The sequence below is a fragment of the Novosphingobium marinum genome, from assembly GCF_013408095.1.
Classification (GTDB): domain Bacteria; phylum Pseudomonadota; class Alphaproteobacteria; order Sphingomonadales; family Sphingomonadaceae; genus Novosphingobium; species Novosphingobium marinum.
This window is the reverse complement of sequence record NZ_JACBZF010000005.1, coordinates 132,486-155,673: the sequence shown is the minus strand read 5'-3', so window position 1 is coordinate 155,673 and position 23,188 is coordinate 132,486. Positions and strand designations below refer to the sequence as shown.

Here is a 23,188-nt window from a genome sequence, read left to right as displayed (position 1 = left end):
GGCAATGGCAAGGCAAACCGCGCGCGAAAAGTGCGGCGCACAGCGCCACTTGCCTTGCTTATGATATGGGAAGCATTTGGAAAGTCGCAAGAGGCGGTCTATGCGGGGGCGCGATGGCCATGCCCCACCCCCTCCTCGCATCGATGTACGTCGCGCTCGGCGGCGGGATCGGCGCACTCCTGCGCTACCAGCTGGGACGCGCGATGACCCACTGGCTGGGCGCGCCCGTGGTCGCCGCCTTCCCGTGGGCGACGCTGGCCGCCAACGTCATCGGCAGCATGGCGATGGGCGTGCTCGCCGGCTGGCTTGCCCGCTTCGGACAGGGGGGAGAGCAGCTTCGGCTGCTGATCGGTGTCGGCCTGCTCGGCGGGTTCACGACGTTCTCCTCTTTCAGCCTCGAGATCATGCTGCTGATGGAGCGCGGGCAGGGAGCACAGGCGTTCCTCTACGCGGCCGTCTCGGTGCTCGCGGGGCTGAGCGGGCTCTATATCGGCCTTATCGTGATGCGGCTGGTCGTATGAGCGACAACGTCCGCCAGTTCACCGTCGGCGCCGACGACGACGGCATCCGGCTCGACCGCTGGTTCAAGCGTCACTTGCCGCAGATCGGCTTCGCCACCGTATCGCGCTGGGCGCGCACCGGGCAGATCCGAGTCGACGGCAAGCGCGCCGATACCGCCTTGCGGCTCGAAACGGGGCAGACGCTCCGCGTGCCTCCCGGCGGCGATCCGAAAGGCGGCAAGGCTGCGCGACCGCGCCGTGAGCTTACCGACGAGGAAATCGCAGAGGCCGATGCGATGGTGCTGACGCAGGACCGCGCCGCGATCGTGCTCAACAAGCCGCCGGGCCTCGCCACGCAAGGTGGGACGAAGACGAACAATCACGTCGACGGTCTGCTCGACGCGTTCATTCCCGAAGGCAGCGACGGCCCGCGCCCGCGGCTCGTTCACCGGCTCGACAAGGACACGAGCGGCGTCCTCCTGATCGCGCGCACGCCCGGTAGCGCGGCGTTTTTCTCGAAGCGGTTCTCCGGTCGCTCCGCAAAGAAGGTCTACTGGGCGCTGGTGATCGGCGTGCCCGAAGTATCCGACGGGCTTATCGAGCTGCCGCTGGCCAAGCAGCCGGGAACGGGCGGCGAGAAGATGTGGGTCGACGAGGAACGCGGCCAGCCCGCGCGTACCCGCTATCGCATCGTCGACCGTGCCGGAAACCGCGCCGCCTGGGTCGAGCTACACCCGCTGACCGGGCGCACGCATCAGCTTCGCGTCCACATGGCGGCCATCGGCCATCCCATCGTCGGCGACGGCAAGTACGGCGGGCAGGACGCGTTCCTGACCGGATCGATCAGCCGCAAGATGCACCTGCACGCCCGCCATCTCGTAATCGACCACCCGGACGGCGCGCCGCTCGACGTGACGGCCCCGCTCCCGGCGCATTTCGCGGCAAGCATGGAGCAGCTGGGCTTCGACGAGGCCGACGGCGCCGAACTGGTCGAGGAACCTGTGGAAGCATCGCGCGAGGCGAAGAAGCGCGCGGCAAGAGCGCATTCCAAGCAGGTTCGCAAGGAACGGCGCGGCGAGCGGCGCGACCGCCGGACGAGCGCCGGGCCGGGCGAGCGTAAGGGCGGCAAGTCGCGCAGCGGCGGCAGCCCGGTGCGCAAGGGGCCGGGCTCGCCCAGGGGCAGGAGTGGCGGCGGCAAGGGCGGCGGAAGGGGGCGGCGCTGATGCACCCGCACCAGGCATTCCGCTTCGAGGACCGCGCCGTTCTCGAAGCACTCGTCGAGCAGATCGGCTTCGGCATGGTATTTGCCGCCACTCCGCACGGGCCGCGCGTGGCGCACACGCCGCTTTTCTCTACCGGCGACGGCGCCGTGCAGTTCCACCTGTCGAACGGCAACGCGCTGACCGCCCATCTAGACGGCGAGACCGTGCTCGCGGTGGTCAACGGTCCCGATGCCTACGTCTCGCCGCGCTGGTACGGCGACCGCGAGGAAGTGCCGACCTGGAACTACGTCTCGGTCGAGCTCGAAGGCCGCGTTCGCCGCATGGACGGCGACGGTCTCGACGGCATGCTGCGCACGCTCGTCGAAACGCACGAGGAGCGGCTGGGTAATGGCGAAGCGTGGTCGATGGACGAGGTGCCCGACGACAAGCTGCGCCCGATGATGCGCTACATCACCGGCTTCGAGATGGAAGTGCAGGCCTGGCGCCCGACCTTCAAGCTTTCGCAAAACCACCCGGCTGCCGACCGGGCACGCGTGATCGAGGGGCTCGAGCGTGCCGGGTCGCCCGCGCTTGCCGAACTGATGCGGACCTTCGCTCCGTGAAGCTCGCGGTGTTCGATTGCGATGGCACCCTGATCGACGGGCAGGCCAGCATCTGCGAGGCGATGGAGACGGCCTTCGCCCGGCACCACCTGCCGCTTCCCCCGCGAAACGACGTTCGCCGGATCGTCGGGCTGAGCCTGCCGCAAGCGGTGCGCGCGCTTGCTCCCGATGCCGACGCGGGCACGCAAGGCGAAGTCGTGCAGGCCTACAAGGACGCGTTTCGCGCCGCGCGATCGGCGGGCACGCTTTCGCAGCCGCTGATCGAGGGGATGGCCGAGACGCTCGGGCGGCTGGCCGAGGCGGGCTGGACGATGGGCGTGGCGACCGGAATGTCGAGCCGGGGCCTGACGCACTGCCTGGAGAGCCTGGGCATCGCGCATCGTTTTGTCACGCTCCAGACTGCCGACCGCAATGCCTCCAAACCGCATCCCGAAATGCTCGAGGCCGCGCTGTCCGAAGCGGGCGCACGGCCTGCCGAGGCGGTGATGATCGGAGACACCACCTACGACATGCTCATGGCCCGCGAGGCAGGCGTGCGCGCCATCGGCGTCGCGTGGGGCTATCACGCGCCCGACGAACTGATCGCAGCAGGTGCCGAATTCGTCGCCGACAATACCCTGCAACTGGAAGGGCACCTCCTGCGATGACCGAGAACCGAGACCGCAACCGTTTCCTTGTCCTGCAGCTCATGCGCATTTCTGGCGCAGTGCTGTTCGTGCTCGGGGTCATGGTGATGGGAGGCAGGCTCGACTGGCCGCCGGTGCTCGGCTACCTGCTCATCGTCGTCGGGCTGTTCGAGGCGCTGTTCCTGCCCACGTACCTCGCCCGGCACTGGCGGTCCCCGCCCGAATGAAGCGGTTCTGGAAGGTCGCCGAAGCAAGCGAAGTCGCAGGGGGCTGGCAAGTCCACCTCGACGGACGCGGGGTGAAGACCGTGGGCGGGCGCCCGCAGGCGGTGCCGACGCGCGCGCTCGCCGAAGCGCTTGCGGCCGAGTGGGATGCGCAGGGCGAGAAGGTCGATCCCGCCGCCTTCCCGATGCGCGATCTTGCCGACTATGCGATCGATGTCGTCGCGCCAGACCGCGCGGCGGCGATCCGCGAACTGCTTCCCTATGCCGAGACAGACACGCTGTGTTACCGCGGCGACGAGGGCGAGGCACTGCATGCCCGCCAGTGCGAGGTCTGGGACCCGCTGCTCGAAGCGGCGGAGCATCGCTGGGACGTGCGGTTCGAGCGCGTGAGCGGCATCGTCCACCGCCCGCAGGCCGCCGAAACGCTGGCCCGGATGCAGGCGGTGCTGGAAAGCAGGGATGCCTTCGCGCTCGCCGCGCTCAAGACGACGACCAGCCTCGCCGCCTCGCTGGTCGTCGGGCTGACCGCGCTGGAGGCAAGCAGCGACGCCCGGACCCTGTGGCGCGCTGCCGAGTTCGAGGCGGACTGGCAGGCCGAGCTCTGGGGCCGCGACGCCGAGGCCGGGGAGCGCGCGAAAATGCGTTTCGAGGCGTTCGAACTGGCCATGCGCTTCGCGGCGCTGGCGGGAGACTGATCCGCCCTCGCATGCGCATGATCTTCAGTCGCAAGGGATTCGATTCCACCGCAGGCGGCGTGCCTTCGCCGATCGTCGCGGGCCGTCCGCTCTCGCTTCCCATCCCGGCCGCCTCGCGCTCGGAAGCGACCTACGGTGCGCTGGGGCATGGGGAGATCGTGAACCGGCTGACGAAAGGCCGCATCGCGGCGAGCGACACCTGCCACGACGATCCCATGTTCGCGGACGGATACTGCTGGTTCGGCCAGTGCGGCGCGGCGCAGGGCCACCTTCGAAAGCAGGGCGTGGGCGCAGGCGACACGTTCCTGTTCTTCGGCCTTTTCGCCGACGAGGATACCGGCGAACCGCATCACCGCATCTTCGCGACGATGACCGTCGATGCCTGCGGCTCGCCCGACGAAGTGCGGTCGGATGCAAAGTGGCGCGATCCGCCAAGACCGCATCCGCACATGGCGGGCGAGTGGGACCGCAACAACACGCTCTATTTCGGACAGGCCGCCGTGGCCCGGCGCGCGTCAAAGGCGCTGCGGCTGACGATCGAGCGCGGCCCGCTCAACCGCTGGCGTGTACCGCCATGGCTGGGCGAACTGGGCCTGAGCTATCATGCGAGGCCGGGGCGCTGGGCGGTTCCGGGCGAACTCGATTCGGTGAAGCGAGGTCAGGAGTTCGTCTGCGACATCGGCGAAGACGAGCGCGCGCATGCATGGCTTGCGGGCATCGTCGCCGAGATCGGGCGCGGCTGACGCTCCTGAGCCCCCGCCCTCAAGAGACCAGCCAGTCGGCGACTTGCTGTGCGACGTCGTTGGCGGCCCGGTTCAGCGCCGGAGCAACCGACACCGCCGTTGCGGATACGCCCGGAACGCGCGATTCGAAGCGACGCGAGCGGACGGCACCGTCGCGGCCCTCAAGCACCGCGTCGTACCGCACGACGACCGATTGCGAGCCGACGTCGTAACCCATGTCGAGAAGGCGGCCCGAGACGAACAGGTCGCCGGTCACTTCCAGATCGTCACCCTCGATGACGAGCCGACCGGTCTTGGCGCGGATCGTTTCGGCCAGCAGGCTGCGGAACTGGCGCGCCGGCCGCTCGACCCATGTCGCATCCTGCACATAGGCGATGGAGGACGGATCGATCTGGACGGGCACGCGCAGCACGTCGAGCTTCTGGCCGACGTCGGGATCGAGCACGACGAAAGAGGGACCGGCGTCGGCCCTGGCCATCTCCCCTGCCGTCGCCGTCATCTCGGGCGTAAGGCCGATGAGCTGTTCGGGCACTTCGGGGCCGAAGCTGACGCAGCCGGCGAGCAGAGCGGATGCTGCGGCCAGCGCTGCAAGGGGTTTGGAAAGTCGTGCGGTCATGGCTCGTAATCCGGCAGTTGCGGGCCCTTGAGCAAGGCGCCAGCGCCCTGCTCGTCGATCTTCTCGGTAACGCGGCGCAGCGCGCGGCTGGTGGCGCGCAGGTCGCGGATCGCGGCCTCGGCGGCGGGAAGCGTCGAATCGGAGACCTGGTTCAGCGCCGGCTGCGCCGAGGCAAGCGTGGTCTTGAGCTCGTTCGAGGCTTCCTCGGCGGAAGCGAGTGTCGCGCGCAGCTGTTCGGCCAGCGAACTGCCCTCGTCGCCGAGCAAGGTGTCGGCCTTGCCCGCGACGCCTTCGAACGCGGCGAGCGTCTGCGTCGCCTGCCCCAGCGTGCCCTGCAGTTCGGCAAGCGTCGCATCGATGCGAGGGGTCGCCTGGGCAAGGTCGGCGCTCATCCTGTTGGTGTTGGCAAGGATGCCCGAAATCGCGCGCTGGTTGTCGTCGGAAAGGAGCATGTTCAGCCGCTCCGTCAGCGTCGCCAGCCGTTCGAGCAGGAGCGGTGCGTTCGAGAGGATTTCGCCAAGGCCGCTTCGCTTCGTCGGGATCACCGGCACGCCTTCCGGACCCGGCTCGGTCAGCGGCGGCGCACCCTTCTGCGCGCCTTCGAGCTGGATGTCGGAAACGCCGGTGAAGCTGCCCTGGATCGACGCGGTGGTCCCCTGCAGGACGGGCACGTCCTCTTTCACGGAGATGCGCACGCGCACGAAGCTCGGGTCCTCGTCCCACAGCTCGATCTGGGTCACCTGCCCGACCGGCACGCCCGAGTAGGCGACTTCCGATCCCTTCGCGAGCCCGTCGACCGACTGCTTGAAGAAGATGTCGTAGCGGTTCTGCTCACCCTCGTTCAGGCGGGCGATCCACACGATGAAGAACGCAAGGATCGCCAGCAGCGCCAGCGTGACGGCCCCGACAATGATATGATTTGCCCGCGTTTCCATTCGCTAACCCTATGAACTCCCGGCGGACAGCTTGTCCATGCCCTTGACCCGGTCCTGCGAATCTTTCGCGTTCCGGCCGCGCGGGCCATTGAAGTATTCTTGGATCCACGGATGGTCCGTCGCGAGCAGTTCCGGGATCGTGCCGACCGCGATGACCTGCTTGTCCGCCAGCACCGCGACCCGGTCGCAAATCTCGTAAAGCGTGTCGAGGTCGTGGGTGATCAGGAATACGGTAAGTCCCAGCGTCTCCTTGAGTTCCCTCGTGAGCCGGTCGAAGGCGGCCGCGCCAATGGGATCGAGGCCGGCGGTCGGCTCGTCGAGGAAGAGCAGCTCGGGATCGAGTGCCAAGGCGCGCGCAAGGCCGGCACGCTTCTTCATGCCGCCCGAAAGTTCGGACGGATACTTGTAGGCCGCTTCCTCGGGAAGGCCGGAAAGCTGGACCTTGAACCGGGCGATCTCCTGCCGCAGCTCGTCGCTCAGCTCGGGATAGAACTGCTTGAGCGGAACCTCGACGTTCTCGCCCACGGTCAGCGTCGAGAACAGCGCGCCGCCCTGGAACAGCACCCCCCAGCGCGAACGGATGTCGATGTCCTCGTCGTCCTCGGCCTCGGTGATCGAGTGGCCGAGCACCTCGATCGAACCTTCTGCCGGAATCTGCAGCCCGATGATCGATCGCATCAGCACCGACTTGCCCGTGCCCGAACCGCCGACGACGCCGATGATCTCGCCGCGGCGGACCTTGAGGTCGAGATCCTGGTGGATCGTGAAGCTGCCGAAGCGGTTGACCAGTCCTTCGACGATGATGGGATACTCGGGAACCGGATCGCTCATTCCCAGCCGAGCTCCGAGAAAAAGATCGCGAAGAACGCGTCGAGCACGATCACCGTGAAGATCGCGGTGACCACCGCCTGGGTCGTGCGAAGGCCGACTTCCTCGGCGTTACCCTTCACCTGCATGCCGTGGTAGCAGCCCGCCAGCGAGACGATCAGGCCGAATACCGGTCCCTTGATGAGGCCGATCCACAAGTCGTGGATGGGCACCACTTCCTGAATGCGCGACAGGAACGTGAAGAACGGGATGTCGAGCGCGAAGGCCGAGATGAACGCGCCCCCGATGATCGCCAGAACCGCCGAATAGAAGCCGAGCAGCGGCATCATCAGCATGGCCGCGAGCACGCGCGGAACCACGAGCGCCTCCATCGGCGAGACGCCGATCGTGCGCATCGCGTCGATTTCCTCGGTGAGGTTCATCGTGCCGATCTGCGCGGCGAAGGCCGAACCCGACCGGCCCGCGACCATGATCGCGGTCATCAGGATGCCCAGTTCGCGCAGCGAGAGCCGCCCGGTCAGGTTGATCGTGTAGATTTCCGCCCCGAACTGGGCGAGCTGCACCGCGCCCTGCTGCGCGATGACGATGCCGATGAGAAAGCTCATCAGCCCGATGATCGGCAGCGAGTTGACCCCGACGAGCTGCATCTGGCGCACCAGCGCCTTCCAGCGCATGCGGCCGGGATGGGCGATGATGCTGCCGAAAGAGGACAGAGTCGCGCCGAGAAAGCCCAGCACCGCGACGAAGCCTGTTCCCCAGCCCGCCACGATTTCCCCCGTTTCGGCGGCCACGCGCTTGATCGGGCCGGGTTCGGGAGGCGGATCGTAGGGCCGGTCTTCGACCGAACTGATCGCCGCGATCAGCCGCCTTGCCTGCTCGCTTTCTCCGACGATTTCGGCATCGTGGTCTTCGGCGAATTGCCAGGCAAGCCACGCGCCGGTCGTATCGATCTCGGTGACGCCCGACAGGTCGACGCGGTTAAAGGGATGATCGAGCTGTTCCAGCCGCCGGTCGAGATCGCCGATCGCGTGTACGCGAAGCGGGCCCTCGATCGCGAGAGTCGTCCCCTCGCCTCCGCCTTCGCCTTCGACGAGCGAAAAATCTGCCCACTGCCTCATTCCGTTTTTGTTCATGTCGGAAAAAGGGTGGCGGCACAAGTGCATCGCGGCGGGTGCGCGCTCAGGCTTGCACCCGTGTGCGCGCGCTGGCAAAGCCCCGCGCCATGACGACGAACGCTTCCGGCACGATGCTCGACAAGACTTTCGATCCCGCCGCGATCGAGGCGAGGTGGTACGCCCATTGGGAGGACAACGGCCTGTTCCGGCCCGAGCGCCCCGATGCGGCCCCCTTCACCATCGTGAACCCGCCGCCAAACGTTACCGGAAGCCTGCACATCGGGCACGCGCTCGACAATACGCTGCAGGACATCGTGATCCGCTACGAGCGCATGCGCGGCAAGGATGCGCTGTGGGTAGTGGGTACCGATCACGCCGGCATCGCGACCCAGATGGTCGTCGAACGCCAGCTCGAGGAGCGGCAGGACAAGCGCACGAACTACACCCGCGACGAATTCGTCGACAAGGTGTGGGACTGGAAGCACGAAAGCGGTGGCACCATCACCCGCCAGCTTCGCCGCCTCGGCTGCTCGATGGACTGGAGCCGCGAGCAGTTCACCATGGACCCGCACTTCACGAAGGCGGTGGTGAAGGTCTTCGTCGATCTCTACCGGCAGGGGCTGGTCTACCGCGACAAGCGGCTGGTCAACTGGGACCCCAAGCTGAAGACCGCGATCTCCGACCTCGAGGTCGAAACGCGCGAGATGCAGGGCAAGTTCTGGCACTTCCGCTACCCGCTGGCGGACGGCGTCACCCTGCCCGGCGGCGCGGATCACATCGTCGTCGCCACCACCCGGCCCGAGACGATGCTGGCCGACATGGCGCTTGCCGTCCATCCCGACGACGAGCGTTACAGGGCTGTAATCGGCAAGCACGTGAAGCTCCCGATCACCGGGCGGCTCATTCCCGTCGTGGCGGACGAGCATGCCGATCCCGAGCTCGGGTCGGGCGCGGTGAAGATCACGCCGGGCCACGATTTCAACGACTTCGACGTGGGCAAGCGCGCCGGGATCGCGCCCGCCGACATGCTCAACATGCTCGATGCGGAGGCTCGCGTCGTCCAGACCTCGGACCAGCTCGTACCCGCCGAACTCGTCGGTCTCGACCGGTTCGAGGCGCGCAAGCGCGTGGTCGCGATGATGGACGAACTCGGCCTGCTGGGCGAGATCGAGGACCGCGTCATCCAGACTCCCTTCGGCGACCGCGGCGGCGTTGTCATCGAACCCTGGCTGACCGACCAGTGGTACGCGAATGCCGGGGAACTTGCGAAGGCCCCGCTCGCCGCGGTGCGCGACGGCAGCATCGAGATCGTGCCCAAGACCTGGGAGAAGACCTTCTTCAACTGGATGGAGAACATCCAGCCCTGGTGCGTTTCGCGCCAGCTGTGGTGGGGCCACCGCATCCCCGCCGCCTACGGCCCCAGCTGGGACGGCGAGTACCTGTGGTTCGACTTCGCCGACAACACGCAGAACCCGGTGTTCGTGGGCGAGGACGACGAGGCGATCCTGGCACAGGCGCGCGAATACTACGGCGACCGCTTCGCCGAGATCGAGCTGACCGAGGGCATGGCCGAGATCGAGAAGCAGACGGTCGACGCGCTCAACAACCAGGGCGCGCCCGAGAAGATCTGGCTGCGCCGCGACGACAGCGTGCTCGACACGTGGTTCTCCTCCGCGCTGTGGCCCTTCGCGACGCTCGGCTGGCCCGACGACACCGCGCTCCTCGAGAAGCATTACCCCAACGACCTGCTCATCTCCGGCTTCGACATCCTGTTCTTCTGGGACGCGCGCATGGCGATGCAGGGGCTGCACTTCATGAAGGAGGTGCCGTGGAAGCGGCTCTATCTCCACGGCCTGGTGCGCGCGGCCGACGGGCAGAAGATGTCGAAGTCGAAGGGCAACGTCGTCGATCCGCTCGGCCTGATCGACCAGTACGGCGCCGATGCGCTGCGCTTCTTCATGGCGGCGATGGAGAGCCAGGGCCGCGACGTGAAAATGGACGAGCGCCGGGTCGAGGGATACCGCAATTTCGCGACCAAGCTGTGGAACGCGGCGCGTTTCTGCCAGTCGAACGACATCGGCGCGAGCAGCACCATCGCCGCTCCTCCCGCCACCCACGCGGTCAACAAGTGGATCGTCGGCGAAGTGGTCGAGACGCTGGCCGAACTCGACAGGGCGATGGCCGACCTGCGCTTCGATGCCGCCGCCAACACCATATACCACTTCGTCTGGGACCGCTTCTGCGACTGGTACCTCGAACTCATCAAGGGCCAGGTCGACGATGAGACGCGCGCCGTCGCCGGCTGGGTGCTCGACCAGATCCTCGTCATGCTCCACCCGTTCATGCCGTTCGTCACCGAGGAACTGTGGAGCGCCCTCGGCGACCGCGCGGGCTATCCCCTGATAACCGCGAAGTGGCCCGAGCCCGGTGCCAAAGTCGACCAAGGAGCAAAAAGTCAGATAGGTTGGCTAATCGATGCTGTTTCGCGCATTCGGTCAACGCGAGTTGAATTGAACATCGCGCCGAGCATACAATTGAATGCTTGGTTTACTGCGAATGATGATTTTGGAGACCTGACGTTTTCAATGGTTGAGCGGTCACTCAAAAGACTTGCGAGACTAGACAAAGCCTACCGTCCGTTAAGTGGACAATTTGGGCGCCCTAATCATCCACCGGTCCCTGATGGCGCCAAAGCTGTCTTTCCCTTAATTGGTGGTGACATCGAGATCCCGCTCGAAGGCGTGATCGACATCGAGGCCGAGAAGGCCCGACTGTCGAAGGCCATGCAGACCTCGCAAAAGGAACGCGATTCGCTCGCCAGGCGTCTGGAAAACCCCAGGTTCGTCGAGAAGGCGAAACCCGAGGCCGTCGAAAAGGCGCGCGCCGACCACGAGCACCACGCCGCCGAGGCAAGGCGGCTCGAGGCAGCGCTGGCGCGGCTGGGCTGAGTGACCGGCGCGCCGGGCAGCGCCGGACGCGATCGGTGCCGCCCGCCCCGCCCGCGCGTCAGGTGGGGCTGAGGCCGAAGGTATCGTCGACAATACGCGCCGCCAGCCGGTCGGCATCGTCGACATTGTCGCTCGCGGTGACGGCGACCAGCGGAGCGACGAGCCGGTAGGTCAGACCGTCCGGGCCCAGCGTCCGCGAGGCGCTGCCCTTGAGCATCGTGGGCACCACCCTCGTCAGCAGCTTGGTGCCGAAACCCTCGGCGCGCGTATCGCCATCGCCGTCCGCAGCCGCCCGGCCGCCGCCGTGCTCGCGCCAGACCAGTTCGAAGACCGCGTCGGTCACGCTCCATGAAATGTCGATGCGAACCGCGTCCGACGCAGACAGGCTGTACTTCTGCGCATTGGTCGCCAGTTCGTGAAGCGCAAGGCTGATCTGCTGGGCCGCTTCGGGATTGACCATCATCACCGGCCCCTCGCGCGAGAAACGCTGCCCGTAGGTGCCTTCGAGGACCCCGAGGCATTCGTCGATGACTGTCCGGAGCCGGATCGAGGTATCGTTCGTCCGCTCGATCGATTTGGTCGCGCTGGCGAGCGCCCGGATGCGGGCGAGGAAAGCGTCGAGGAATTCCTCGGTTCGCTGCGCTCCCTTGGCGGTCTGGACCGCGAGTGAGGTCACCACCGCGAGCAGGTTGGAACTGCGATGGACCGCCTCGCGCGCCTGCACCGCCAGCGTGGCGTTGGCGGACTTCAGGTCGCGGGTCCGCTCTTCGACCAGCCTTTCGAGCGAGGCCAGCGTTGCCTCGTGCGCCGCGATCTCGTCCCGAAGCCTGTCGTTGGTCTGCCTCAGCGCGTCCCGCGAGGGTATGGCGACAAGAGCGGGAACAAGCCTGAACAGCACGACAGCGGTGGTGACCGAAATCAGCCCGGTAATGAGCTTGACCACGCCCACCACCGGATAGACCGGGTACCAAAGCGTCACGATTCCCAGCAGGTGGGTAAGGCCGCAAAACAGGATGAACGAGGCGAAAAGGGCGACGATCCCGACATGCGGGACGTCAGCGCGCTTGCGCAGCACGGTCAGCAGCGCCAGCGGGATCGCGGTATAGGACAGGAAAATCAGCAGGTCCGAACCGGCCCACAGGATCAGGAGCCATGGCTCCCACAACAGGCACATGCCGTGCGGCATGTAGTCCCCGTGCTCGATGATTTGTTCCACTCCGTCGCCTTCCCGCACAGGCAGCCTCTTCGTCCAAGCAGGAGGCTTTACACGAAAGGCCGCGGATGGGTTGGTATCTCAAACGCCCGAGCACGCCAATCGGGTTGATGTGGCGACCGGGACACAGATGCTGAAACAAGTTCAGCATGACGGCTTGTCGCCCTTTCTCGCCAATCGTCACCCTAAACTCGTTTCAGGGTCCATTACCGCGCCGAAGCCGGATTCCGGCACTCGCCGCTTTCCTACGGTCGCCCGCGGTGTCAGAGTCGCGCCATGAAGCGTGTCGCCCTCACCCCGTTTTTCGAAGCAGCAAGGTGTCAACCGGCACCTTGTGGTATTATTTCCTTACGGATCAGGTCTTTGCAACCGGAACTTCAGAGCGACAGGGTGTCGCCTTTGTCAACTTCGCGGGGGTGTCCATGACGCTCGTACTGGCCACGACCGAGCCGGGCGAGGCGGAGATTTTCGCCTCGTTGCAGGGCGAAGGACCGGCGGTCGGCAGGCCATCGGTGTTCGTCCGGCTGTCGCGCTGCAATCTTGCCTGCACCTGGTGCGACACCGCCTACACCTGGCGTTTCGAGGGCGACAACCGGCCGCATCGCGATGCGGCGACGTTCGACAGGCGCGTCAACCAGGTCTCGATGAGCGAGGAGGACGCGGCGGCGCGGATCGCGGCTCTCGGGCCGGAGCGGCTGGTGATTACGGGCGGGGAGCCGCTGTTGCAGGGCGCAGCGCTTGCCCGGATGGTCGGTCAGCTCCCGGCCATGCACGTCGAGATCGAGACCAACGGGACGGTCGCGCCGCACCCCGCGCTCGACCCGCTGGTCCACCAGTACAACGTCAGCCCCAAGCTGGCGCATTCGGGCAATCCGGCGGAGCTTGCGCTGGTGCCCGAACGACTTGCCGGATGGGCGGCAGAGCCGCGCACGTTCTTCAAGTTCGTGGTGAGCAGCCAGAGCGATCTTGCTGAAATCGAACGACTTCAGTCAGATCACGCCATTCCCGGCGAGCGGCTTTTCGTGATGCCGGAAGGAACCGAAAGCGACACGCTGCGCGCGCGTTCGGCATGGCTGGCAGAGGCGGCGCTGGGGCGTGGCTGGCGCTTCACCGACCGGCTGCACATCCACCTCTACGGCGATACGCGCGGGACGTGACGACGATGCGAAACCTTCAGCACGCGCTGGTTGAGCGCAAACCCTGTCAGCGGCCCTGGGCGCGCCAGCGCTGGACGGTGCGCACGACCATCTCCTCCTCGCCGCCGCCGCCGTTCCACAGCTGCGTGAACGAGGGGTCTTCGGACGCGGGTCGCTTGAATTCCTCCAGGTCGTCGAAGGTCGCGCGGATCGGGATCGACACGCCCTCGCCGCAGATGATGCATTCGCGGTTGCGCAGCGCCGGGATCGAATCGAGGAAGCCGCGCGAACCTTCGGGCATCGCCGCCTTGACGAACGCCTGGTCGCGATCGTTGTTCAGGCGCATAGAGATGATCGTGCCGCACTGCGAAAGCACGCCTTCGGCAAGGTCGGACGGACGCTGCGTGATGAGTCCGAGCGAGATGCCGTACTTGCGGCCCTCCTTGGCGATGCGCGAAAGGACGCGGCCAACCGAGGAATCGTCGGCGTGCTTTTCGCTCGGCACGTACCGGTGCGCCTCCTCGCAGACGAGCAGGACGGGCCGGGTCTTCTCCTCGCGCGCCCAGATCGCGAAGTCGAAGACGAGGCGCGAAAGGACGGCGACCACAGTCGAGGTGATGTCCGACGGGACGCCCGAGACGTCGACGATCGAGATCGGCTTGCCGCGCGCGGGCAGGCGGAAGATCTTGGCGAGGAATTCGGACATCGTGTCGCCCACCAGCATGCCCGAGAACATGAACTGGTAGCGCGGGTCGGATTTCATCTCGTCGATCTTGTTCTTGATCCGCATGTAGGGCGCAGAGGTGCTGGCCTTGTCGAGCTTGCCCATCTCGTTCTGGATGATCGTCGAGAGGTCGGAGAGAAGATAGGGGATGGGCGCATCGACGGTGATCTTGCCCATCTGCTCTGCCAGCCGGTTCTTCATCCGCGCCTGGTAGAGGCACTTGGCGAGGATGTCGGCGTCGACCTGCCGGTCGTTGCCGCTGGAAGTGAGGAAGACTTCGCAGTGCTCCTCGAAGTTCATCAGCCAGTACGGCATCTGGAGGTTGGAGACGTCGAGGATCAGGCCGGTATTGCGGAACGCGGCGCTGTACTCGCCGTGCGGGTCGATCATCAGGACGTGCCCTTCGGGCGCGGCCTCGCAGATGCGGTGGAGGATAAGCGCGGCGCTGGTGGACTTGCCGGTACCGGTCGAGCCGAGCAGCGCGAAGTGCTTGCCGAGGAATGCGTCGACGTAGATGCCGGCGCGGATGTCCTTGGTGGGATATACGTTGCCCACCTGGATGCAGGCGCGCCCGTCGCTCGCGTAGATCTGGCGCAGGTCCGAATTGGTCGCCGGATAGACCAGCGCGCCGGGGATCGGGTAGCGGGTGACGCCGCGACGGAAGCTGTGGATGCGGCCGGTCAGCTTCTCCTCGTCGCCCTCGCCGAGGAAGTCGACCGAGGCGACGATGCCGCCGGGCGTGTCGTTGTCCTGCCGCTGCGTCCGGACGCTGGCGAGAAGCCAGTTGTTGCCGACGCGCACCTTGACCTGGCTGCCGACCTGCCCGGCCAGCGCGATCGAGGGGTCGAGGTCCGCGGCGCACTCGTTGAGGCGCTGGAGGTCGAGCGCGATCTTGGAGCCGGAGCCCGCGATCTCGGTGACGATGCCGATAGGTTCGTGGGCATTGTCGATTTCCCCGAGGCCGGGTTCGCCACCGATCTCTTGCGCAGTCGCCGGACGCGCCTCGCCGAAAGTCTGGGTACTCATCTCGGACATCACCGCGCATCCGTTCAACAAACAATATTCGATGCAGGGATAGGAGGACGAGGTTAATTTTGGGCAAACACTCCTAGACGAGCGCGAAGAGCCGGCCCGCCAGCCAGCCCATCAGGATCGAGATGGCCACCGCGATGACGCCGTAGAAGAACGACCGGTCGTCCGCGAAATCGGCCACCGCGCGCTCGAAACCCAGCTTGCGCACGTCGACCGAGCTGCTTGCGGACGTCACCACGCGCCCGTCGGTGATCGCGAAGGTTTCCGCGGTGTAGGTACCGATGGGGACGCTCGACGGCAGGTACATGCGTGCCTGGTAGAGGACCTGCTCCTTGATCTGCACGCCCGCCTCGTCCTGCCGGTAGAGGCCGTTGCGCGTCTTGAGGTCAACCAGGCCCTTCGAGAACCGCGCCTGCTCGTCCGGATCGATCGCGCCGATCGGCGAAAGCTGGAGCCACTGCAGGCCCAGTTCGTAGATCGCGGCGGTCTTCTCGTCGACGATGTCGGCAATCGGCTTCGACGATGCCAGCGCATAGTAGGAGGGCGCGGAACGCAACTCGGTGCTGTCGGCGTTGATCCACATGCCTGCGACCTTCTGCTTTTCGCGGAGCACGATGGATTCGGTCGGCCCCTTGAGAACGACGACGATATCGTAGTCCTGCCCGGCCCGCGTTCCCTGCGGGTTGAGGATCGCGCCGAACAGCAGGAGCTCGGTTCCGGTGAAGCCCTGCCTCAGCCGGATCTCGTGCTGTGAAATCTCTGGCACGAGGATCGGATCGCGCGCACCGCCGAGCAGCACGAGCAGGAGGATGGCGAGCGCTGCCCTCACAGCGGTGCCACCGAGTAGATTTCGTCGGGCCTGTAGCCGAGGCCGAGCGCCATCCTGAGGGCGACCAGCAGGACGAGCGCGGCAAGGACGAGCCGCAACCGCGACGGATTGATCTTTTGCGCGAACTGCGCGCCAAGCTGTGCGCCGGTGACCGAGCCGATCAGCAGCAGTGCTGCCAGAACGATGTCGACAGCCTTTGTCGTCAGCGAGTGCATCATCGTGGTTGCCATCGTCACGAACAGGATCTGGAAAAGCGAGGTGCCGACCACGACACCGGCACTCATGCCGAGAATATAGAGCATCGCTGGAACGAGCACGAAGCCCCCGCCGATACCCATGAGCATCGTGAGGATGCCCACGACCATGCCGATGAACAGCGGTGCCAGAGGCGAGATATAGAGACCCGAGCGATAGAAACGCCAGCGCATCGGCAGGTTCGCGACGAGCGGGTGATGTCGCCGCTTGCGTGCGGGGACTTGGGTGCCGGTCTTCTCGGCGGTGATTGCCTGGATGCTCTCGCGGCCCATCAGTATCCCGATCGATCCGAGCAGCACGACATAAAGTACGTTGATCACCGTATCGATTTGCCCAAGCTCCTCGAAAAGGCGGAACAGGACCGCCCCCATCGCGGTGCCGATGACGCCGCCCGCCACCATGACGCCGCCCATCTGGAAATCGACTCCACCGCGCCGGTAATGCGCGAACACACCCGAAACGCTGGCGCCGGTGACCTGACTGGCCGCCGATGCCGCCGCGACCGTCGGCGGCACACCGTAGAAAATCAGGAGCGGCGTCGTCAGGAATCCCCCGCCCACGCCGAACATGCCGGAAAGAAGCCCGGTCAGCGCGCCCAGCCCCACGATCACGAGACCGTTTACGGAAAGGTTGGCAATGGGAAGGTAGACGTCCATCTCTGGATCGTCCGCCTACCGCACTGCAGCGGTATAGGAAAGGCGTGACTCAGAAACCGGCGGATAGAGTCAGCGCGGGGCCGGAGCCGGGCGTCGCGTCGCCGGCGATGCGCACGCGCCAGTCGATGCCGAGGCGGGCCGAAGCGCCTTGCGATATCGGCACGCCCAGCGTCGCAGTCGGCCCGGCGTCGAGCCTTGCCGCACCTTCCTGCGCCCCGCCCCACGCACCGAGACCCGCCCGGAGATCGAACTCGCCGACGCCTGCGATCCGCTTGTCCACGCGCACTTGCCCATCCGCGAAGAATGTGGCGTCGCGCCCGCCTACATAGCCGCCCTGGGCGTAGGCTTCTCCCCTGAGACCGCCCGGGAGATCGGCAGGTGGCAATTGCGTCACGAGCATGGCCGCCGGCCGGACCTCGGTCCTGCCCGGACGCTCGCTGACGCGCCCTTCCGCCGCCGCCACGACGGGGATGCCGGAAACCGGCCTGACCGAAAAACCGGCGGCGACCTCGCGCTCGCCGGTCCCGTTCAATGCCGCGGTCGCGCGGACGTAGGCGGTCGGAGCCGCTTTCGAACCGCCCAGCCGATAGCGTGCGACAGCGCCGATCTGGCTGGCCCCGTAGGTCGGAGCGCCGGGGGCAGCGGCGAGGCCACCGGCGCCGCCGCCCTCGCGCAGAAGCAGCCAGCCATCACCCGACCAGCGTTTCGCCCGATGCGGCTCGGCGAACGGGGCACCCGCCGAACGCGGCGCAGGGGCGGCGTTGACGAATTCCGGTACCGGCATGTGCGACAACGCCGCCATCCAGAGCACCTGATGCCCGATCGCCTGCCTGACCTTCCGGTCGCCAGCCGCCCCGGGGATTGCGGCATCCGGGCCGAAACCACGCACATTCTGCGACGAGCCGGAGAACGAGGAAAGCGGCGCGGGGCGCTGTCCTTCGGGCCAGGTGAGCGGCATCGCTGGTGCCGTCCATCCCGGAGCTTCGGAGGGCGCCACTTCGCTCGGCCAGGCTTCGCTAGACACGCCGCCGGCAACGGTATTCGCGCTGACCGATGCCTCCACATCGGTGACCGGAGCCGTCGCGGCAATGCGATCGGCCTCCGGAAGAAACGCGTCGCTCAGGATCACTCCCCGGGCCGCAACCCACGAACCCAGGAGGAGGCAAAGCACGACCAGCGGCTGGCCTTTTCTGGCGGCGCGGGCCGTCATCGGGCGATGGCCCGACGGGCGGTGATCGACGGATGCGAGGCGTGTGCGGTCTTGTCCCAGCTAAGCTGCTGACCGCGCAGCGTACGGGCATAGGAGAACATTGCGCGGCGCCCGGCCATGATCGCGATCACGTTGGCCACGGGTATGCGCAGAACCGAGCGGATCCCTTCGGCCACTCCGTATTCGCGCGCGGTGAAGGCATAACGCCAGGCCGCGCGCCACAGGAAGCTCGAGAAACTGACCACCAGCATGATCTCCAGCGCGGGCGAAAGCGGCTGTACTCCGTCCCATCCGGCTGCACGCGCGGCAAGCAGGACGCCCTCGATCACCAGCAGCAGGTACGCGGCGGCAAGCACGATTGCGGTCAGCGGTCCGCGCCGGTCGCGAAGGGCCATCCACACGTCGACGGCACGACCTGTCCAGCCCAGCCTGTCCCAGCCCTGCAACGCGATTCCGTGTATCCACCGCGTCTTCTGGCGCACCGCTTCCTCGAGCGTGGCGGGAAAGAACGACCGCGTCGCGACGAGTTCGCCCCCGGAGTCGCGCAACCGGAGGAAACGCCCCTTCGCGGTGCCGCGCGAGAAAGTCAGGCCGAGCTCGTAGTCCTCTGTCAGGCACTCCGCCTCGAAAGGCCCCGCCTGCCCCGCTCCCATCCTGCGCGCCGCCAGCCCCGCCAGTGCCAGACGCGAAAAGCCGCAGCCGACGCCTGCCGCAGGGATGGCCGCCCCGACCGCGCCGCGCAGGACCAGCGACTTGGCATGGGCTTCGGTGAATTCGTCTGCATAGTGCCCGGCGATCCACGGCGAAGCGGGCTGCGGCTCGGGCCGGACCGGCAATTGCACGAAATCGCTGTCTGCCAGCCCGCGGTCTATCGCGACGAGCGCGGCGGGATGCACCATGTCTTCCGCATCGTGCAGGACGACGCTGGTGAAGGCCCTGCCGGTCCGTGCCTCGTCCGCACCCATCGCAGCGTAGAGCCGGTTGAGGCAGTCGGCCTTGGTCGTCGGTCCCGCACGGTCGTGAATGACGAGCCGGATGCGCGCATCGGTGTCCGAGCCCGCCATCGCCGCGGCGACCGTAGCGCTGTCATTCGCGTAGCAGCCGACGTAGACCGTGAAACGGTCCTGCGACCATGCGCGCAGCATGTGCCTGACGGTGTGCGAAATGACTTCGGCTTCGTGCCATGCGGGTACGAAGACCGCGATCCGCCCCTGCAGCGGTTCTGCCTCGATACCCGGCGCAAGAGCGACGTCGCGCGCGCGCCCGCTCAACCGGAGCCACAGCCAGCCTAGGTCGACGGCGAATTCGTCGACGGCGCTGACCACGAACCAGAACGCGGCGAACAAAAGCAGTTCGCGCTCGACGATCTGCAGGGCACTGAGCACCTGCAGCACGAAATCTGACATCCCCCCCGGCATGAATCCGGCAACCCCCGTAAGCACTTACCCCGCAAAGGTGCCTATTGCCTTTGGGATGTTCTTGCAACGGCTAGGAGTTTCGTCAAAAAGGGCGCCGATGAGCCGCAACCGACATCTGCTGAACCGGGTGGCAAGCGTGGCGACCAAGATGCTCGGGGGCGAAGCCGCTGCCGGCGTCCTGCTGATCATCGTGGCGATCGCCGCGATGCTGGTCGCCAATTCCCCGCTTGCGCACGAGTACCACGAACTCTTCCACGGAGAGCTTGGCTGGACGCCGATCCCCAAGCTGGACAACCTCCACCTGTGGATCAACGACGCGCTGATGGCGATCTTCTTCTTCGTCGTCGGGCTCGAGATCAAGCGGGAGGTCCTCGAAGGCGAACTGTCGAGCGCGAAGAAGCGCCGTTTGCCCGTGATCGCCGCGGCGGCGGGCATGTTCTTCCCCGCTATCGTGTACCTCGGCATCGCCGGTACCAGCATGCCCGAACAGCGCGGCTGGGCCATCCCGGCGGCAACCGACATCGCCTTTGCGATGGGCGTGATCGGACTGCTCGGCAAACGCGTGCCGCCCTCGTTGCGGCTGTTCCTGCTGACGGTAGCCATCGTCGACGACCTTGGCGCGGTGGCGATCATCGCGATCTTCTATACCGCCTCGATAAAGCTGGTCTGGCTGATCGCGGCGCTGATCGTCCTGTCCGGGATGATCGCCCTCACCCGGATGCGCGTGAACAGCTACCTTGCCTATATCGCGCTGGCGCTGGTGTTGTGGTTCTGCGTGCTAAACTCGGGCGTTCACGCCACGATCGCGGGCGTCGCTGCCGCGTTCACCATCCCCATCCGCGTCAACAAGGGCGGGGACAGCATGCTGCTGCGCATGGAGCACGCGCTGGTACCCTGGAACAGCTACATCATCGTACCGCTTTTCGGCTTCGCCAATGCCGGCGTCGCGCTGGAGGGTATCGGGATGCAGGGGCTGGTCGACCCGATTCCGCTCGGCATCGCGGCAGGGCTGTTCGTCGGCAAGCAGGTCGGCATCTTCAGCGCCATTTTCGCCGCGGACAGGATAGGGGTGGCGCCACGGCCCGAGGGTGCGAGCTGGGTTCAGCTCTGGGGCATGTCGATCCTGACCGGTATCGGGTTCACAATGAGCCTGTTCATCGGCGCGCTGGCGTTCCCCGCCTACCCGCACCTGATCGAGGAAGCGAAGCTGGGCGTGCTCACGGGCTCGCTTCTGTCCTCGCTGCTCGGGTACGGCATCCTGCGTTTCGCGCCGAAGCACAGGGCCGTCGCCGCTCCGGCCTGATCCGGGCGGTCACCAGCTGCCGGTATTGGGCATGCCGGCCCAGGGCTCCTTCGGCTCGAGCTGGTCGTCCTGAAGCAGTTCGATCGAGATCCCGTCGGGAGAGCGGACGAAGGCCATGCGCCCGTCGCGCGGCGGCCGGTTTATCGTGACGCCCGCATCCATCAGGCGCTGGCAAGTCTCGTAGATGTCGTCGACCCGGTATGCGAGGTGCCCGAAATTTCGACCGCCCGCGTACTTCTCCGGCTCGCTGCCGTCTTCGGGCGGCCAATTGTAGGTCAGCTCGACCTCTGCCACGTCCTCTTGCCCCGGCGCTGCTAGGAAAATCAGCGTGAAGCGGCCTTCCTCGCTAGAGTAGCGGCGAACCTCCCCGACACCGAACAGGTTGAAGAAGGCGATGGTGGCATCCGGATCGGACACACGGATCATGGTATGGAGATATCGGGTCAAGCCAAGGCTCCTCAACGGTTCGTCGACAATATAAAACGGTTCATCGCGCATACAGCCATGCATCGATAGTCTCTCCGCAATCTCACAGTTGGGAGTTCCGGGCAATGCAAGAGGATGGCGAAGAGCAGGCGAACGGCAATTCGGCAAGGTTCGGCGAAACCGCGCGAACGTGGCTCGGCAGCGCCGCGATCGTGGCTCTCGGCATCGTGGTCGGTGGCTATTTCATGGGCGACGGGCTGGTCAGGGCCAAGCAGGCCGACCGCTCGGTGACGGTGCGCGGACTGGCGGAACGCGACGTCATGGCCGATCTTGCGACCTGGACGATCAGCTACTCGGCGACCGCCGACGACCTCGCATCGGCCCAGAGCAGCGTCGACCGGGATTCGCGCTCCCTGCAGGAGTTCTTCCGCGAGCTTGGCTTTCCCGACGAGGCGTTGCAACCGACCGGGGTGAACGTATCGCAATATACCGACAACGGCATACCGAAGTTCACCGTCAGGCAGCGCATGAGCCTGCGCAGCGAGGACATCAAACGCGCCGAGAGCGCGGTCCGGCGCCAATTCGAACTGGTCCGGCGCGGTGTCGTGCTGGAGGACGGCTCGGGCATGTCCTACACATTCACAGGCCTCAACGAGATCAAGCCCGGCATGGTCGCCGAGGCGACCCGCGATGCAAGGGCCGCCGCTGAACAGTTCGCCAAGGACAGCGGCACGTCTGTCGGAACGATCCGCAAGGCAACGCAGGGCTATTTCGAGATCGCCGCACGCGACGGCGATTCGGGCAGTGGCTGGGGCGTCTCGGACACGCCCTACAAGAAAGTGCGTGTCGTCACGACGGTGGACTTCTACCTGCGCTGACCATCGCAATGAACGCGAAAGGCCCGCCTGGCAAAACCGGGCGGGCCTTCGTTTGTGCGCGAGAAGATCGCCGCGATCAGAACGACGCGGAAAGCGTTCCCACGATCGCGCTGTCGGTGAACTTGTAGCTGCCCGGCAGTTCGTCACCTTCGGCATCCACGTAAGCCACGCCGACCGAAACGTTGTCGGTCAGGGCAAGGTCCGCACCGATCGACCAGTCGAACGCGTCGCCGTCGTCGGTGAAGGTCAGGAAGCCGTCGGTGTAGCCGATGTGCGCCGAAAGGCTGACCGGCGTGTCGGGGATGCCGACGCCGAGGTCGAGGTAGAGATAGAGGTTATCGTCGCCGCCGAGCGAATCCTGCTCGAACGCGTAAGCGACGCCGACCGTGGTTTCGACAGGGCCGAAAGCATAGCCGACCGAACCGTAGACTTCCCAGTAGTCCGAATCGAAGTTTCCGGCATTCGGGTAGACGTAATAGATCACGCCGATGTCGAAGGAAGCGCCGCCCCCGAATTCACCGCCGAAGCCGGCATAGAGATCGAGTTCGGTGTGGCCGTAGCCGACCGTGTCCTCGTCGAGCGAAGATGCCCAGGTACCGATGTAGAAACCACTCTCGTGACCGAGATCGACACCACCCTGGATGGCAATGTCACCGCCGGAGAGATCGACCCCGCGGAAGCGGTACTCGGATACTATGGCGACGTTGGCCGAAACGGAAATGGGGCCTTCTTCGTCCTGAGCCAGCGCGGGAGTCGCTACAAAAGCCGAACCGGCCAGAACGGTTGCGGCAACGATGCCGCGGATGGACGTAAGCATGGACAAGTTTCCCTCATTCGAGTTGGTGTCTCGTCCCACCTGCGCAGCCACGCACGTCTCTTTGGTGGACGCGCTTGCGATTGCAGCGTCCACCTGCACGGTTTTGTTGCATTGCACAAGGCTCAACGGCAAGAAACATGCACGGATCGCCCGAAACTGTTGTTTTTATGACACGGACTCATCCGCGAGCGGTTCAACTTGTCGTAAGGCAACTCAGCGCCTAGCTACCGCGTTGC

23 protein-coding genes are annotated in these 23,188 nt (G+C 66.1%); 11 read left to right on the top strand and 12 right to left on the bottom strand.

The window, feature by feature from the left end; genetic code table 11:
- Nucleotides 1-119 precede the first annotated feature (119 nt).
- From crcB to FHS75_RS13815, 7 genes are read left to right on the top strand one after another with little or no spacing between them, the layout of a single operon-like run.
- Nucleotides 120-521, top strand: coding sequence for a fluoride efflux transporter CrcB (gene crcB, locus FHS75_RS13845; RefSeq protein ID WP_373285025.1), 402 nt, complete (start codon nt 120-122; stop codon nt 519-521).
- Nucleotides 518-1,723, top strand: coding sequence for an RluA family pseudouridine synthase (locus FHS75_RS13840; RefSeq protein WP_179408290.1), 1,206 nt, complete (start codon nt 518-520; stop codon nt 1,721-1,723). Before crcB ends, FHS75_RS13840 begins: the two co-directional genes overlap by 4 nt.
- Nucleotides 1,723-2,325 (top strand): FMN-binding negative transcriptional regulator, encoded by a 603-nt coding sequence (locus FHS75_RS13835; protein ID WP_179408289.1) that lies wholly within the window; start codon nt 1,723-1,725, stop codon nt 2,323-2,325. Before FHS75_RS13840 ends, FHS75_RS13835 begins: the two co-directional genes overlap by 1 nt.
- The gene (locus tag FHS75_RS13830; protein ID WP_179408288.1) at nt 2,322-2,972 is read left to right on the top strand and encodes an HAD-IA family hydrolase; all 651 of its coding nucleotides are present in this window, start codon (nt 2,322-2,324) and stop codon (nt 2,970-2,972) included. Before FHS75_RS13835 ends, FHS75_RS13830 begins: the two co-directional genes overlap by 4 nt.
- A complete protein-coding gene (locus FHS75_RS13825) occupies nt 2,969-3,178 on the top strand; it encodes a hypothetical protein (protein ID WP_179408287.1) in 210 nt (69 codons plus the stop codon). The genes FHS75_RS13830 and FHS75_RS13825 overlap by 4 nt, the downstream gene beginning before the upstream one ends.
- Nucleotides 3,175-3,870 (top strand): ATP12 family chaperone protein, encoded by a 696-nt coding sequence (locus FHS75_RS13820; protein WP_179408286.1) that lies wholly within the window; start codon nt 3,175-3,177, stop codon nt 3,868-3,870. The genes FHS75_RS13825 and FHS75_RS13820 overlap by 4 nt, the downstream gene beginning before the upstream one ends.
- Nucleotides 3,871-3,881: 11 nt before the next feature.
- On the top strand, nt 3,882-4,613 hold the full coding sequence (locus FHS75_RS13815) for an Nmad3 family putative nucleotide modification protein (protein ID WP_179408285.1): 732 nt from the start codon (nt 3,882-3,884) through the stop codon (nt 4,611-4,613).
- 19 nt (nt 4,614-4,632) lie between these two features.
- Here FHS75_RS13815 and FHS75_RS13810 read toward each other — a convergent pair whose 3' ends face one another.
- Genes FHS75_RS13810 through FHS75_RS13795 form a run of 4 tightly spaced genes read right to left on the bottom strand, consistent with a single transcriptional unit; the run spans nt 4,633 to nt 8,110 of the window.
- Complete coding sequence (locus FHS75_RS13810; protein ID WP_179408284.1) at nt 4,633-5,229, bottom strand: ABC-type transport auxiliary lipoprotein family protein; 597 nt, start codon at nt 5,227-5,229, stop codon at nt 4,633-4,635.
- Nucleotides 5,226-6,164: an MlaD family protein gene (locus tag FHS75_RS13805; RefSeq protein WP_179408283.1), complete on the bottom strand. Its 939-nt coding sequence runs from the start codon at nt 6,162-6,164 to the stop codon at nt 5,226-5,228. The genes FHS75_RS13810 and FHS75_RS13805 overlap by 4 nt, the downstream gene beginning before the upstream one ends.
- A gap of 9 nt (nt 6,165-6,173) precedes the next feature.
- Nucleotides 6,174-6,995: an ABC transporter ATP-binding protein gene (locus FHS75_RS13800; protein ID WP_179408282.1), complete on the bottom strand. Its 822-nt coding sequence runs from the start codon at nt 6,993-6,995 to the stop codon at nt 6,174-6,176.
- A complete protein-coding gene (locus FHS75_RS13795) occupies nt 6,992-8,110 on the bottom strand; it encodes an ABC transporter permease (protein WP_179408281.1) in 1,119 nt (372 codons plus the stop codon). Before FHS75_RS13795 ends, FHS75_RS13800 begins: the two co-directional genes overlap by 4 nt.
- A gap of 104 nt (nt 8,111-8,214) precedes the next feature.
- On the opposite strand from FHS75_RS13795, the gene FHS75_RS13790 reads away from it, so the two are divergent.
- Nucleotides 8,215-11,055, top strand: a complete 2,841-nt coding sequence (locus FHS75_RS13790; RefSeq protein ID WP_179408280.1) for a valine--tRNA ligase — start codon at nt 8,215-8,217, stop codon at nt 11,053-11,055.
- Between the two features lie 58 nt (nt 11,056-11,113).
- Here the strand turns inward: FHS75_RS13790 and FHS75_RS13785 are convergent, their stop codons facing one another.
- Complete coding sequence (locus FHS75_RS13785; protein ID WP_179408279.1) at nt 11,114-12,271, bottom strand: sensor histidine kinase; 1,158 nt, start codon at nt 12,269-12,271, stop codon at nt 11,114-11,116.
- Between the two features lie 419 nt (nt 12,272-12,690).
- Here FHS75_RS13785 and FHS75_RS13780 point away from each other — a divergent pair, with 419 nt between their 5' ends.
- Nucleotides 12,691-13,425, top strand: a complete 735-nt coding sequence (locus FHS75_RS13780; RefSeq protein WP_179408278.1) for a 7-carboxy-7-deazaguanine synthase QueE — start codon at nt 12,691-12,693, stop codon at nt 13,423-13,425.
- Between the two features lie 46 nt (nt 13,426-13,471).
- Here FHS75_RS13780 and FHS75_RS13775 read toward each other — a convergent pair whose 3' ends face one another.
- The 5 genes from FHS75_RS13775 to FHS75_RS13755 form a co-directional block, all read right to left on the bottom strand.
- Nucleotides 13,472-15,163, bottom strand: a complete 1,692-nt coding sequence (locus FHS75_RS13775) for an ATP-binding protein (protein ID WP_179408277.1) — start codon at nt 15,161-15,163, stop codon at nt 13,472-13,474.
- Nucleotides 15,164-15,236: 73 nt separating this feature from the next.
- On the bottom strand, nt 15,237-15,989 hold the full coding sequence (locus FHS75_RS13770) for a TIGR02186 family protein (protein WP_179408276.1): 753 nt from the start codon (nt 15,987-15,989) through the stop codon (nt 15,237-15,239).
- Nucleotides 15,986-16,900: a sulfite exporter TauE/SafE family protein gene (locus FHS75_RS13765; protein ID WP_179408275.1), complete on the bottom strand. Its 915-nt coding sequence runs from the start codon at nt 16,898-16,900 to the stop codon at nt 15,986-15,988. The genes FHS75_RS13770 and FHS75_RS13765 overlap by 4 nt, the downstream gene beginning before the upstream one ends.
- Nucleotides 16,901-16,949: 49 nt before the next feature.
- Nucleotides 16,950-18,110: a hypothetical protein gene (locus FHS75_RS13760; protein ID WP_179408274.1), complete on the bottom strand. Its 1,161-nt coding sequence runs from the start codon at nt 18,108-18,110 to the stop codon at nt 16,950-16,952.
- Nucleotides 18,107-19,516 (bottom strand): glycosyl transferase family protein, encoded by a 1,410-nt coding sequence (locus tag FHS75_RS13755; RefSeq protein ID WP_244959095.1) that lies wholly within the window; start codon nt 19,514-19,516, stop codon nt 18,107-18,109. Before FHS75_RS13755 ends, FHS75_RS13760 begins: the two co-directional genes overlap by 4 nt.
- Nucleotides 19,517-19,625: 109 nt before the next feature.
- Between FHS75_RS13755 and nhaA the strand changes: the two genes are divergently transcribed.
- A complete protein-coding gene (gene nhaA, locus FHS75_RS13750; RefSeq protein WP_179408272.1) occupies nt 19,626-20,831 on the top strand; it encodes a Na+/H+ antiporter NhaA in 1,206 nt (401 codons plus the stop codon).
- Between the two features lie 9 nt (nt 20,832-20,840).
- On the opposite strand, the gene FHS75_RS13745 is transcribed toward nhaA, so the two are convergent.
- The gene (locus FHS75_RS13745) at nt 20,841-21,278 is read right to left on the bottom strand and encodes a VOC family protein (protein ID WP_179408271.1); all 438 of its coding nucleotides are present in this window, start codon (nt 21,276-21,278) and stop codon (nt 20,841-20,843) included.
- A 104-nt stretch (nt 21,279-21,382) separates the two neighbouring features.
- Between FHS75_RS13745 and FHS75_RS13740 the strand changes: the two genes are divergently transcribed.
- The gene (locus tag FHS75_RS13740; protein ID WP_179408270.1) at nt 21,383-22,135 is read left to right on the top strand and encodes an SIMPL domain-containing protein; all 753 of its coding nucleotides are present in this window, start codon (nt 21,383-21,385) and stop codon (nt 22,133-22,135) included.
- Between the two features lie 76 nt (nt 22,136-22,211).
- Here FHS75_RS13740 and FHS75_RS13735 read toward each other — a convergent pair whose 3' ends face one another.
- On the bottom strand, nt 22,212-22,952 hold the full coding sequence (locus tag FHS75_RS13735) for a TorF family putative porin (protein WP_179408269.1): 741 nt from the start codon (nt 22,950-22,952) through the stop codon (nt 22,212-22,214).
- Nucleotides 22,953-23,188 lie beyond the last annotated feature (236 nt).